General features: G+C 59.5%; 11 protein-coding genes. 5 read left to right on the top strand and 6 right to left on the bottom strand.

Annotated elements, in window-relative coordinates; all coding sequences use genetic code 11:
• Nucleotides 1–33: 33 nt before the first annotated feature.
• The 4 genes from ABJO75_RS09835 to ABJO75_RS09850 form a co-directional block, all read right to left on the bottom strand.
• Nucleotides 34–717 carry a response regulator transcription factor gene (locus tag ABJO75_RS09835; protein ID WP_348129633.1) on the bottom strand — a complete coding sequence of 228 codons (684 nt, stop codon included), beginning with the start codon at nucleotides 715–717 and terminating at the stop codon, nucleotides 34–36.
• Between the two features lie 132 nt (nucleotides 718–849).
• On the bottom strand, nucleotides 850–2613 hold the full coding sequence (locus tag ABJO75_RS09840; RefSeq protein ID WP_348129635.1) for a PQQ-dependent methanol/ethanol family dehydrogenase: 1764 nt from the start codon (nucleotides 2611–2613) through the stop codon (nucleotides 850–852).
• A gap of 224 nt (nucleotides 2614–2837) precedes the next feature.
• Nucleotides 2838–3794 carry a YVTN family beta-propeller repeat protein gene (locus ABJO75_RS09845; protein WP_348129637.1) on the bottom strand — a complete coding sequence of 319 codons (957 nt, stop codon included), beginning with the start codon at nucleotides 3792–3794 and terminating at the stop codon, nucleotides 2838–2840.
• Nucleotides 3791–4957, bottom strand: coding sequence for an ABC transporter substrate-binding protein (locus ABJO75_RS09850; protein ID WP_348129640.1), 1167 nt, complete (start codon nucleotides 4955–4957; stop codon nucleotides 3791–3793). The genes ABJO75_RS09845 and ABJO75_RS09850 overlap by 4 nt, the downstream gene beginning before the upstream one ends.
• Before the next feature lie 170 nt (nucleotides 4958–5127).
• On the opposite strand from ABJO75_RS09850, the gene pedF reads away from it, so the two are divergent.
• The 3 genes from pedF to ABJO75_RS09865 all read left to right on the top strand — a co-directional run bounded on the left by pedF (nucleotide 5128) and on the right by ABJO75_RS09865 (nucleotide 7356).
• The gene (gene pedF / locus ABJO75_RS09855) at nucleotides 5128–5799 is read left to right on the top strand and encodes a cytochrome c-550 PedF (RefSeq protein ID WP_348129643.1); all 672 of its coding nucleotides are present in this window, start codon (nucleotides 5128–5130) and stop codon (nucleotides 5797–5799) included.
• A 61-nt stretch (nucleotides 5800–5860) separates the two neighbouring features.
• Complete coding sequence (locus tag ABJO75_RS09860) at nucleotides 5861–6763, top strand: transporter substrate-binding domain-containing protein (RefSeq protein WP_348129645.1); 903 nt, start codon at nucleotides 5861–5863, stop codon at nucleotides 6761–6763.
• A gap of 74 nt (nucleotides 6764–6837) precedes the next feature.
• A complete protein-coding gene (locus ABJO75_RS09865; RefSeq protein WP_348129647.1) occupies nucleotides 6838–7356 on the top strand; it encodes a carbon monoxide dehydrogenase subunit G in 519 nt (172 codons plus the stop codon).
• 74 nt (nucleotides 7357–7430) lie between these two features.
• Here ABJO75_RS09865 and ABJO75_RS09870 read toward each other — a convergent pair whose 3' ends face one another.
• Both ABJO75_RS09870 and ABJO75_RS09875 read right to left on the bottom strand, forming a co-directional pair.
• Nucleotides 7431–8315: an FAD:protein FMN transferase gene (locus ABJO75_RS09870; protein ID WP_348129650.1), complete on the bottom strand. Its 885-nt coding sequence runs from the start codon at nucleotides 8313–8315 to the stop codon at nucleotides 7431–7433.
• Entirely contained in the window at nucleotides 8312–10387 is a 2076-nt protein-coding gene (locus ABJO75_RS09875; protein WP_348129653.1) for a 4Fe-4S binding protein, read from the bottom strand. The genes ABJO75_RS09870 and ABJO75_RS09875 overlap by 4 nt, the downstream gene beginning before the upstream one ends.
• A gap of 141 nt (nucleotides 10388–10528) precedes the next feature.
• Between ABJO75_RS09875 and pqqA the strand changes: the two genes are divergently transcribed.
• The gene (gene pqqA, locus ABJO75_RS09880) at nucleotides 10529–10636 is read left to right on the top strand and encodes a pyrroloquinoline quinone precursor peptide PqqA (protein ID WP_348129654.1); all 108 of its coding nucleotides are present in this window, start codon (nucleotides 10529–10531) and stop codon (nucleotides 10634–10636) included.
• A gap of 234 nt (nucleotides 10637–10870) precedes the next feature.
• Nucleotides 10871–12319 carry an amidase family protein gene (locus ABJO75_RS09885; RefSeq protein WP_348129656.1) on the top strand — a complete coding sequence of 483 codons (1449 nt, stop codon included), beginning with the start codon at nucleotides 10871–10873 and terminating at the stop codon, nucleotides 12317–12319.
• The last annotated feature ends 25 nt before the right edge of the window (nucleotides 12320–12344 follow it).

Below are 12344 nucleotides of genomic sequence, written 5' to 3' on the forward strand. Positions count from 1 at the left end.
TCCTCCCTGTTTGGCAGGCTGATGCTATGCAGATCAGATGCGGTCTGACAAGACGCTGCCGAAACTGGTTTCCTTGGCGATCAGCACGGCTTGGGTACGGCTTTGCACGCCCAGCTTGCGCATGATCGCGGTGACATGCGCCTTGACGGTGGTTTCGGCGATCGACAGGTCATAGGCAATCTGTTTGTTCAGCTTGCCTTCGCAGATCAGTTGCAGGATGCGGGCCTGCTGATTGGTCAGGCTCGCGAGGCGATTGACCGCATCGTTGCGCGGCACCGACTCGTCGCTCTCGAGCAGGTCATAGCCGGGCGGTACAAAAACTTGTCCCTGAGCGAGGGTCTCGAAGGCTGAACGGAAAACGGCGCGCTGGCTGTGCTTTGGAACAAAGCCAGCAGCCCCGGCATGGATCACCGAACTGATGACCCGGTTGTCGGCCATCGACGACACCACGACAATCGGCGCGTTGGCCGCATTGTGCATCCGTATCACCCCTTCGAGCCCGTTCACGTCGGGCAGGTTCAGGTCCAGGACGATCACATCAGGTGCGTCATGGTCGTGCAACCATTGCATCGCCTCTTGCAGCGTTGCAGCGCTGTCGATCTTGCCGATCCCGGCAACAGTCTGCAGGGTCATCGACAGCGCGTCACAAAATAGCGGGTGATCATCCACGATCAAGGCGGACTGAAACGTGACGGGCGTGTTGCGGTTATTCATCATGTTCACGGGAAACCTATCGCGTTGCTTACCCAAAGGCTAGCAAAGAGGCGCGAAAGGCGCACTTGTCGAAAAGTCGTAGAAACGGAAAACGCGCGCCAGTCAGGCGCGCGTTCTTTTGAGATAGCTGGTAACTCAGTTAGAGGCGAACTGCCGGGGCAGCTTGAACGTCCAGAGCATACCGCCTTGGTTCAGGTAATTGACCTTCTTGGCCACTTCGCCACCCCAGAGCGGAACCGCGCCACCCCAACCGGAAATTAGCGAGACATATTGTTCGCCATCCAGTTCGTATGTGACAGGCTGACCGACGATGCCGGAACCAGTGTTGAACGACCACAGTTTTTCACCGGTTTCGTCATCAAACGCGATGATTTCGCCCTCGGGGTTGCCGGTGAACACAAGGCCACCCGCTGTGGTCATCACGCCGGCCCAGAGGGGCGCGTCGTTCTTGTATTCCCACTTGATTTCACCGGTGTCAGGATCAATCGCCTTGAGGCTGCCGATATGGTCTTCGTAGTTCGGCTTGATGGTGAACCCGGCACCAAGATAGGCGGCACCTTTCTTGTAGCTGATCGGCTCGTTCCAAATGTCCATGCCCCATTCGTTGGAAGGGACGTAGAAATTGCCGGTATTCTGGCTGAACGCCATCGGCATCCAGTTCTTGCCACCAAGGAAGCCCGGCGAGGCAAAGACCACATCGCCTTTCTTGCCATCCACGGCGTCCGATGGGTTGCCCGGGCGGTTGTCCTCGACAAAGATCGGGCGGCCGGTGTCGTCGATGCCTTCAGCCCAGGTTATATCCTTGACGAAAGGCGTGGCGCTGACAAAGGCACCGTCTTCGCGGTTCAGGACATAGAAGAACCCGTTGCGATCGGCGGTGGCATAGCGCTTGTTGCCCTCGCGGTCGGTATAGGCGACGACTTCGTTCACGCCATCATAATCCCAGCCTTCGCGCGGGGTGGTCTGATAGTGCCACTTGATGTCGCCGGTCGCAGGGTCGATGCCGATACGGCTGGCGGCATAGAGGTTGTCGCCGGTATTGCCCTCGGTCGGTGTGCCTGCATCGCGCAGGTGACTGTTCCACGGCGCGGGATTGCCTGCGCCAAAGACCAGCGTGTCGGTTTCGATGTCATACGAACCACCAAGCCATGTGGCACCACCGCCGGTTTTCCACATGTCGCCAGGCCAGGTCGCGTTCAGCGTGCCGGTCATGGTGGACTCTTCGCCGTTCAGCGTACCCATGTGGCCTTCGATCACCGGGCGTGTCCAGACCAGATCACCTGTGTCGGCGTCGCGGGCTTGTACTTCTCCGACGACACCAAATTCGCCGCCTGAGTTGCCGGTAATAACCAGACCGTTCACGATCAGAGGCGCAGCAGTATAGGAGTACCCGGCCTTGTAATCAGCGATCTTCTTGCGCCAGGCCACGTCACCGGTTTTCAGGTCAAGCGCAACGATGCGCGCGTCCAGCGTACCGAAAAAGATTTTGTCGCCATAGATCGCGCCGCCACGGTTGACCACGTCACAGCAGGGCAGAATGCCTTCGGGCAGGCGGGCGTCATATTGCCAGATTTCCTTGCCGGTCGCGAGGTCGATTGCATAGAGGCGGCTGTACGAACCGGTGATATACATCACACCGTCATAGATCAGCGGCTGGGTTTCCTGTCCGCGCTGTTTCTCGCCGCCAAGGGAAAATGCCCACGCAGGTACGAGGTTCTGGACGTTGTCCTTGTTCAGGGTGTCCAGCGGGCTGTAGCGCTGTAGATGACGCCCCATGCCGTTGGTAACAATCTGGGTGGTGATTGACTGATCGTTTTTCAGATCGTCCTCTGTGACTTGGGCCTGAGCAACGCCTGTTGCAAGAAAGCCTGCGGTAACCACCGCGATGAACCGGTTCATGGGTATCCTCCCCCTTGGTGTCGAATTGCATAGCCTCTACACCAGTTGGGCCTGGCTGTTTGGCTGGTCGTATTATCAGAGGCAAGTCGGCATCGCGAAATTGCACCATGGTCGTATGAAAAGGCCGGGTTACCGGCGACCAAGGCGTTTCGCGTCGTTGGTCGGGGCCAGAACGTGATCTGACCCCGGTTTGCTTTGATTGTGGAGCTGTAGATGCGGAGAACCTAGGGGCGTGTCGCAGCACCCCACGGGAAGCGCCCGACCTTGATCGTCTTGATCGCCTCACGATTGGCCACGTCAATTACGGTCACATCGCCGGAAACACCGTTGGTCGTGAACAGTTGCGATTTGTCTGGCGAAAACGCCATGTGCCACACACGACGGCCGACAAGAACATAGTCTTCGACTTCGTAGGTTCCTGCATTCACCACCGCGACATGATTGGATGGGCCAAGGGCGACAAAGACGGTTTTCCCGTCCTCGGTAAATTCAAAACCCACCGGCTGTACCCGATCCGGATGTACCCCCTGAATGGCAAACTCGATTCGTGCCTTCTGGGCTTGATCTGCGGCATCAAACACCGTCACGGTGCCGCCGATTTCGGAACTGACCCAAAGTTCATTGCCATCATGGGTGAACTCTGCGTGCCGCGGACGCGCATCTACCAGCGTGTTGGCGTAAATCTCGCGCGCCTCTGTGTCGATCCAATGCGCCATATTGGTGGTTTCAGATGTGGTGATTACGGTCTTGCCATCAGGGCTGACGGCCATGCCTTCGGGTTCGATCCCAACGTTGATCTGCGCGACCACCTCGTGGGTTTCGGTATCCACCACCGTCGTGACGGCGTCATCCTCGTTGGCGATATAGAGATCACGGTCATTGGGATGGAGCACAAACTGCTCCGGGTCCTCGCCAGAAGGCAAGTCATGCAAAATCTCGCCAGTGTCCGGATCCATCACCTGCACCGTGTCGCTGTCGGAGGCGCAGATATAGACGCGGCTGAAATCCTGTGAAAACGTGATGCCGCGCGGGCGCTCGCCAGTTGCATAGGTCTGGATCACACTCAACGTATCGACATCGATCACGCTGACGGTGTTGTCCTTTTCGTTGGTGACCCAGATTTCGCCAGCCCAAACAGGGCTTGCTAGGATCATCGTCGTGCAGAGAAGTAGTCGTTTCATTCAAAAGCCTCGCATTCGCTTTCGGGCTGGTCCAGCCCAAGGGAATCCATTTCGTTGAACTGATGCAGGAAACCGGGCAGTGGGGCCTGAATGACCAACGCCCGATCCGTGACCAGCGGGATTGGCTGGCGCAATTGTCCGTTCCAGTGCCGAAAGTTCAGGGCGCGCCCTTTGAACCCGGCCAGTTCGAACTTGTCCGACAGGATATAGGCCTTAAGCGTGGCCACATCATCGGCATTCGTGCGGGTCACGGCCTCGCCCAGAACCCGCATCGCGGCCCAGGCCGCGTAGTCGTGCGGGGTCATGTCACGGCCCGCGAGGTCGTGAAAGCGGCTTTGCAACTGCGCCGCCCCCCATTGCTCGACGACCCGATCCCAAGCCACGGGACGCAGACCGTCCGAGCCTGCAACTGGACGCGGTGTCCAGGTGTTGTAGGCTAGGTAACGGCCGAAATCATCAAGCTCGTCGGCAATCAGCAGCATGTCAAAATCGCCGAACTCTTGCGTGAACAAGGGTACTTCCTGCGCCGCGCTCCGGCGCATGTCGGCATCAAAGGTCCATGTCTTTTCTGCGATCACGCCCAGCCCGTATTTCGTCGCGCTGTTCTTGAGCGCAGTGGCAAAGGCGACGTCTTGCGGATGCGTGCCAGCCACCATCGCCAGCTTGTCCCAGCGTTTGAACAGGGCAAACTGCATCAGGGCATCGGCCCGCATCGCATCTGACGGGATCGTGTGCAGCAAGTTGGCACGGCACCCGGCGTCGCGCAGACTCACATCGCGCGCACCCGTGTTAAACAGCAATGCTTCGGCCGCCTCGGGCAGATCGGCGATCATTTGTGCCTGTGTCGCTGGTACATTCAGAACAAGATATGGAGAGCGTGCCAAAGCGGCGCGCGCGGCCTCGGCCAGATCATCATCCGGGCCAACCTGCACGACCTCTAGCGTATAGCTCTGGTTCAGGAATTGACCGGTCGTATTATTTTCAAGCTCGCCAAGCTGTGCTCCGGCGATCCCTAGATTATCGGGTATCGGGTCAAGGTTGGATAGTACCGGCGGGCGCGGCGGAATCTGTTGCAAAAACGTGATCGGCAGGTTCAGATCCGCGAGCGCCGGCGCGGCACCGCACAACATCAACCCAAGGCCAAATATGGTCTGTCTGAACATGGCTCCCCCCGTGAATGCCGACACTTTGGGTGATGCGAATGGGCTCCACCATTAGACCTTGGTCGGAGGAATCGCCCTGTTTGGGCAGGTCTATAACCAAGGTCGAATACCGCAGCGCAGCATCCACAGGCTAAAAGGCCGGTGACACGCAATGTGAGGGAGATGGAGACATGTTGAGATTGCCGATTTCGGTGCTTGGTCTGAGTTTGGTTGCAAGTATGACGCTTGCGCATGGCGATGTGGCACCACAGGCTGTCGATACCGATGCTCTTCCCGATGTGGGCGAGGAATGGCTGATCGAGAACCCGTATCGCGATGCCGGTCCCGAGGTTTGGGCCAAAGCGATTGAGATTGGGGATAGCGGCTATAATCAAAACTGTGCCCGCTGCCACGGTCTGGGTGTTGTATCCGGTGGGCTGGCCCCCGATTTGCGGTATCTGGAGGCCGAGGAATATGGCGATGAGTGGTTCGTCGAGCGATTTCAGACCGGCTATACCCAGAATGGAATCACCAAGATGCCGGCCTTTGGCGAGCTTTTGGGGCAAAAGGCCGCTTGGGCGATCCGGACCTATGTCGAGACCAGACCCGATGACGGGGCGTTGGATGACTACACAGTGAGGCTAAAGGAAATCCGGGATTCGCTGGCTGGGATGTCCGGCGGTGAAGACGCCAGCGCGCTGCAAGCGGAACTGGCCGAGATTGCCGCCGAGATCGAGACCGGCTCCGGTGCACCGGTTGCTGACAGCCCGGCGTATCGTGCGGCAAATCTGATCTCGGGTGATACGCCGAATTTCAAGGCCGCGTCCGAGGCGTTGACAATCGGTCTGTCCGCCGCACACTGATCCGACCGAAACGAAGATGTTGCACCTGGCGCACTTCCCGTGCCGGGTCGGTGAGGACCAGATGATAAGAACCTTCCATAACGCTCTGCTCGGGCTGACAATCGGGTGCTTTGCGGCGAGCAGCGGCTGGGCGCGATGTGCAGATCACGTGCCACAACCTAAACCGCAGAATACCGCGCGGGACGTGGTGGGGACCGATCTGGACACGATTCAGGAGCGTGGTTTCATCACCTTTGCCGCCTATGAGGATTTTCCGCCCTGGTCCTATGAGCAGGATGGCAAGGCGGTTGGCGTTGATATCGATCTTGGCCGCCTGATCGCAGAGGATCTCGGGGTTGAAGCGCGTTTCAAACTGGTTGCGGCGGGCGAAACGCTTGAGGCTGATCTGCGCAACTGGGTCTGGAAAGGGCCGGTGGTCAGCGGCAGCGTTGCCAATGTCATGCTGCATGTACCCTATGACAGCGCCTTTGCCTGCCGGGTCGAGCAGGTTGTGTTCACCGGGCAATACCATGTCGAGGATATCGCCATTGCCTACCGCAAGGCCGCCTATCCCGAGGACCCGCCTGTGCCTGCCTATTTCCGGTTTGATACCGTTGCTGTAGAGAACGACTCGATATCCGATTTCTATCTCTCGGCCTTTCCCGGCGGGCAACTGGCCGGCAATGTAAGGCGTTATCCGGCGATGGCGGATGCAATGATCGCACTTGCGCAGGGCGAAACCAAGGCCGCGATGGGAACACGGGCGCAGCTTGAACATGGGCTGACTCCGGACCTGGGGCTGCATGCGCCGCCACTGCCGGGCTTTGCGGCCGGGAATTGGACCGCCGGTGTCGCGGTGCATTTTGCCTATCGTCCCTTGGCCTATGCGGTGGATGACGCAATTGTCGCTGCAATCGGGGACGGGCGGCTTGAACAAATTTTTGCTGATCACGGGCTAACCTTTCGCGCACCCGAGTTGCGCTGACTTAACCCATGGTCGCATTGCCGGGCCGCGTATTGGCCCATAGTGTAAATGAATAAAGCTGGAGGACCCAAGCCATGCAAATGAATGATTCCATAGAAATAGCCGCCCCACGGGACGTGGTCTGGGAGGCGCTGCTCACTCCCGAGGTGCTCAAGGAATGCGTGCCTGGCTGTCAGGAGATGAGCGGTTCTGCAGAGGAAGGGTTCGAGGCGACTGTCGTGCAAAAGGTCGGGCCGGTCAAGGCGACCTTCAAAGGGGCCGTGACCATTTCGGATGTCGTCCAGGGCGAAAGCCTGACCCTGAGTGGCGAAGGCAAAGGCGGCGCGGCCGGTTTTGCCAAAGGCGGCGCAAAGGTGGTTCTGTCCGAGAGCGGCGAGGGAACATTGCTGACTTACGATGTCGATGCCAAGGTGGGCGGCAAGCTGGCACAATTGGGCAGTCGTATCATCGACGGTTTTGCCAAGAAAATGGCCGCGCAGTTCTTCACCCGTTTTCAAGAGGTCGTGCAAGGGCCCGCAGAGGGTGATGCCGCCGAAGACGGCGACGGCGAGCCCAACAAGAAAGGCTGGCTCAAGCGGATGATCTCAAGCTGATCTGGGATTACGAATTGGAGATTGAAACAGACGGCGACCGCATTGGTCGCCGTTTTCGTATCTGGTTCTTGCCTCTATGACAGCGAGAGAACCCGGCCATCTGTTGTCACCAGTGTTGCGTCCGGCGCACCGGGCAGGTGTATCAGGGCGTCCTTGATCGCATTCACCGGCATCAAGCAAAACGCGGTCGACGCGGCATCGGCAATCGCGGCTCTTTCGGCCGATACGCTGACAGTGGACCAGAGCGGTTTCTGCCCCATGGGGCCAAGTATGTGCTGCTGCCCGTTTCCGAACTCCAGCGCCGCCGGGCTGGAAGTGGCGATGGCGCGGTTGGTCAGCGTGCGGGTCGCCACCATCCCGTGCGCGGGGTCGGAGATGCCCAGATGCCAGGGGCCGCCAAGCCCGCTGAATTCACCGATGTTGATCAGAACCCTGTCAAACCCGCGTGCCCGCAGGGCATCCGCAACCAGATCGGTGGCATAGCCCTGTGCAATGCCGTTCAACGTCAGTGCCTGGCCCGGTTCAATCGAAATCCGGTGTGCCGTTCGTCGGACGCGATCCCACCCGATCAGGCTTCGGGCTTGTTCTACATCTTCTCGACGCGATACGGCCTGCCACAGGGGCTGGATTGTCGGGTCAAAGGCCCCCCCGGTAACGCAGTGGATGTGATCCGCGATCGAAAGAAGCTCGACGAACTTGGGTGCCGGATCCACCATATACCCGCTTTGGTTCAGCGCGACGAGCCGGGATGCGGGATCAAACAGACTGAACAACGCTTCAACACGTCGCAACAGAGTGCGGACCTCGCGCAGCGCAAGGTCCGCCTGTGCTGGCGTCGCATGGATCGTGAGCGAGGCATCGGCACCAAGCGCCACGCCTTTCCACTGCACCGGTGCGGCAGTTGCGGGGGTCGCGATCGCCGCAGCGGCTATCGACAGAAAACGGCGACGAGAGATCATTCTGCGGCCTCGCGGCGTTTGCCATTGCGGCGTGACAGCACAAGTGGAACGCAGCGGGCCGTGTCGTTGTGGATGCTCACGCAATCAAGGCATTGGAAGCACTCGGAATATTGAATTTCACCGGTCTTTTTGATTGCGCCATAGTTGCATTTGACCTTGCAAAGTTGACAAGGGCTGCCGCATTCGGCGCGGCGGTCAATCCAGTCGCGGCCACGCAGCAAACCGCCAATCGCCATGATGGCGCCGAGCGGACAGACATAGCGGCAGAACCCTTTGAACAGGACCATTCCGGAAATCAGCCAGAACGCGGCATAGGCGACGTAATACCACTCGCGCACAAAGAACGTCGTCACGGCGGTCTTGAAGGGTTCGATTTCAGCCACCAGATCGGTTTGATCGGGAGCTACAAAGACGGTGGCAATCAACCCAGCCAGCAAGACGTACTTCACCATCTTCAACCGCGCGTCCCAGCGGGGCGATGGCTCTATCCGGGGCAAGCGGAAGAGGCGGCCCAGGTGGTGTGCAAACTCCTGCATTGCGCCAAACGGGCATAGCCATCCGCAGAACAGACCGCGCCCCCAGAGGACAAAACCGACGATCGTCACCGCCCAGATCAAAAGTGAAAACGGATCGTAAAGCAGGAAGGCAAAGCTGCCATTGTCAAAGAGCGCCCGCAGGCTGCCAAGGACCGTGACAATCGACAGCTGTCCCTGACCCCACCAGCCAACAAATCCGATTACGATTGCCAGTATCCCCAGACGGATCGGCGTGAATGCTCGGCTATCGGCCAGCCGATTCATGCGGAAAAAGAGCAGCCAAACCAGCAGGGCGAGGAAACCTGCGAGCAGGATCATATCGGTCATCCTGTTCTGCAGAGCCGACAGCCACGGCGGCGCGGGGGTGATCACTTCGGGGCGATCAAAGAACCGCGCGTCGGTCTTGTGGTTAACCGAGAGCGTGACGCCGCCGGTCTGCGGTTGAAAAATACCGTGTTCGCGGACCGCCTGAACATTCAGGGTCCAGTCGCTGACCGGGTCAAAGCCAAGTCGGCGATCCGTGCGCAGTATCATCGCGTGCCCATCCGGGACGCCGTTGGCGAGGTCAAAGAACAGGTCTGCATCACGGAGCGCGACCGGAAAACCGTTCTGCTCGGCAGAAATCCAGTTGGGCGCCGTGTTGCGTACAAAGTCGGGGCTGACCAACCCGTGGCGGGCGGTCTCGATCAACAGGATCGGTTCATCGTCACCGGAGATTTCGAGAAACCCCTGAAGCTCCTTGAGTCCGCTGTCGTCCAGCACTGCGCGGGCAATCGAAGGCGGGCCGATATCGATGATCCAGAGATCCAGATAGGGGTCTTCCGGATTGTCCGTGGCCTCGGGATCGTCGTCTTCCCAGAGGGTGCCGACATAGGCTTGGTCAATCTCGGCGTTGGTGACCAGAAGGCGCGTGGCCAGCCCTTGCTCAACGAGGGTGTCCCAATCAAGTGGTTCGGAATAGTCTGGATCGGGGAAGGCCGGCGGGACCGTGCTGATCCCCTGCATTTTCTCCCGAGCAACGGAGAGGGCAGCCCCCATGATCGATTCATGCGCGATACGCACCGACGCGGTCGCCTTGGTCACGCCATCCAGATAGACAAGTGAGCTGCCGCCGCTGCCGCTGCCATAAGGGGAGCCGACCACCAGAGACGAAGTGATCGAATGCCCGGCATATTGCTCAAGAAACGCGCGAAACGGCGCTTCGCCAAGACCCGAGACAAAGATCGGTTCGTTCTGTTCGATCAAGCGCACGTCGAGGAACTTGCCGTCATGATCCAACAGCACCAGCAGGTTGATAGGGGCGCCCGAAAAGCCGGGAAGGGGTGCAAGCGGTTCTGTTTCAAAGACAAACCCGGCATCTGCGCGGCTGATATCAATCAGCTGATAAACACCGTCATCGCCAATCGGATCGCCTAGGGAATAGGGCTGTGGCACATGCACCGCGATCTCTTCGCGCGACAGGGGCTCGGCGACCGAATTCGAGCAAAGCAGGCAGACACTGAGGGTCAGGAACAATTGGCAGAGGAACGCGCGCATGCGGGCAAGCTAGATTGCGGACCTTCGCGGGAAAATGCGACCTTGGTCCAAGAGGGCGAACCTCTACGACCAAAGGATCATTTGTAGGGTGCAAAGGCCCGGCTAGAGTGATTGAATACAGAATTCTTGGGAGGATACCGAATGGCCTGGAAGACACCAAAACTCACGGAAGTGAACTGTGGCATGGAGATCAATATGTATTCTCCCGCCGAAGACGACAGCCGCGACCACGAACCAGACCTGTTCTGAACGGATCAGATGTTTCGGGCGCTGCCACCATATTGTTGATGGCAACAGGCGCCACCAAGTAGCGGTGCGCACCAAAAAGACCGCTCCTGCGGAACGATACACAAGAAACCCGCGTCAGTGAAAACTGGCGCGGGTTTTCTGCGCTTGGTACTTGGGAAAAAGCTGGTCAACTCCCACTGGTGTTTCCAGTTGGCGCGTGTAACGTGACCGCACGAATACGGCAGCAGGGACATCATGAAAGACATATATCTGGAAAACGACGCCACGGCGTTGGCGGCATTGGTTGCAAGCGGCGAGATCACACCCGATGCCTTGCTGGACTGCGCGCTAGAGCGTGTGGAGTCTATAAATCCTGCGTTGAATGCGGTGGTGATGTTGCAAGAAGACGTGGCGCGCAACGCGATACGTGCGGGCCTTCCGGATGGCCCATTCAAGGGGGTTCCTTTCCTGCTCAAGGATCTGGGGGCCGAGGCAATCGATTTCCCTACCAACAACGGATCGGCCCTGATGCGAAACAGTGTGCATCGCTATGACAGCGAGTTGTATCTGCGATTGCGCGCCGCTGGTCTTGTGAGCTTTGGGCGCACGGCCTCGCCTGAGCTGGGCGTTGGCCCGGTGACCGAGGCGCAGGTCTATGGTGGCCCGACGCGCAACCCCTGGAATACCGATCACACGTCGGGCGGTTCGTCAGGCGGCGCGGGCGCGGCCGTGGCGGCGGGCATCGTTCCCGTCGCCCATGGCAGCGATGGTGGCGGTTCGGTGCGCATTCCGGCGTCGTCCTGTGGTTTGGTCGGGTTCAAGCCCACCCGCGCACGCCTGCCCGAAGGGCCGGGTTCAGGCGAAGGGTGGGGCGGTATGGCGATTGATGGTTTCCTGACCCGCAGCCTGCGCGATACCGCCGCATTGCTGGACGCGGTCAATGGCCCGGATCTGGGGGCGCCTTATTTCCCGCCACCGATGAAGGGCAGCTTTGTGCAGGCGCTTGCGGCCGCGCCCGGGAAACTGCGGGTCGCCCTGTGTCCGATGACGTTAAGCGGCGAGCCCGTGCATGCGGACTGTGTCGCGGCGGTCGAGGCAACTGGGCATCTGCTTGAAAGCCTTGGTCACAGCGTCGAACCGGTTCAGCTGCCTCCCGATCTCGATGTCGAGGCGATGATGGTCGCATGGACCAAGATTGTCGCCTGCGGCACAGCGCTGTCGGTCCGGACTGTGCTGAATGGCCGACCGATGGATCCCGCATTGCTGGATGGGGTGACGCGCGGTGCAGTTGTCTATGCCGAGCAGATCTCGGGCGCAGATTACCTGCAGGCCATCGAGGTGGTTCACGCCTTTGGTCGCCGGATGGCGCATTTCCTGAGCCAGTGCGACGTCTTGGTCACGCCGACGCTCGCGGCTCCTCCGGCACCGGTGGGCCAGCTGAAACCCGACAACGAGGATTTTCTGGATTACCGAACCGGCCCGGGTGGCGTGTTCGAATACTCTCCGTTCACCGCCGTCTTCAATGCCAGCGGTCAGCCTGCCGTGTCGCTTCCCCTGCATTGGACCAAAGGCGATCTGCCGGTCGGCGTGCATCTGGCGATGCCGTTTGGCGCGGACGAGGCGCTGATGTCGCTGTCGGCGCAGATCGAGGCAGCTGCTCCTTGGTGGGGCAAGCAGCAGGAACTGGTGAACAGGTTGCGCTGAGGCGGCATAAGGCAAGGACAATATC

The sequence above is a fragment of the Sedimentitalea sp. genome (assembly GCF_039973035.1).
In the GTDB taxonomy this organism is placed as follows: domain Bacteria; phylum Pseudomonadota; class Alphaproteobacteria; order Rhodobacterales; family Rhodobacteraceae; genus Sedimentitalea.

What these genes read in the sequence shown, in the direction of transcription:
- ABJO75_RS09835 (WP_348129633.1), bottom strand. Translation starts at nt 717, where the DNA reads ATGATGAATAACCGCAACACGCCCGTCACGTTTCAGTCCGCCTTGATC.
- ABJO75_RS09840 (WP_348129635.1), bottom strand. Translation starts at nt 2,613, where the DNA reads ATGAACCGGTTCATCGCGGTGGTTACCGCAGGCTTTCTTGCAACAGGC.
- ABJO75_RS09845 (WP_348129637.1), bottom strand. Translation starts at nt 3,794, where the DNA reads ATGAAACGACTACTTCTCTGCACGACGATGATCCTAGCAAGCCCTGTT.
- ABJO75_RS09850 (WP_348129640.1), bottom strand. Translation starts at nt 4,957, where the DNA reads ATGTTCAGACAGACCATATTTGGCCTTGGGTTGATGTTGTGCGGTGCC.
- pedF (WP_348129643.1), top strand. Translation starts at nt 5,128, where the DNA reads ATGTTGAGATTGCCGATTTCGGTGCTTGGTCTGAGTTTGGTTGCAAGT.
- ABJO75_RS09860 (WP_348129645.1), top strand. Translation starts at nt 5,861, where the DNA reads ATGATAAGAACCTTCCATAACGCTCTGCTCGGGCTGACAATCGGGTGC.
- ABJO75_RS09865 (WP_348129647.1), top strand. Translation starts at nt 6,838, where the DNA reads ATGCAAATGAATGATTCCATAGAAATAGCCGCCCCACGGGACGTGGTC.
- ABJO75_RS09870 (WP_348129650.1), bottom strand. Translation starts at nt 8,315, where the DNA reads ATGATCTCTCGTCGCCGTTTTCTGTCGATAGCCGCTGCGGCGATCGCG.
- ABJO75_RS09875 (WP_348129653.1), bottom strand. Translation starts at nt 10,387, where the DNA reads ATGCGCGCGTTCCTCTGCCAATTGTTCCTGACCCTCAGTGTCTGCCTG.
- pqqA (WP_348129654.1), top strand. Translation starts at nt 10,529, where the DNA reads ATGGCCTGGAAGACACCAAAACTCACGGAAGTGAACTGTGGCATGGAG.
- ABJO75_RS09885 (WP_348129656.1), top strand. Translation starts at nt 10,871, where the DNA reads ATGAAAGACATATATCTGGAAAACGACGCCACGGCGTTGGCGGCATTG.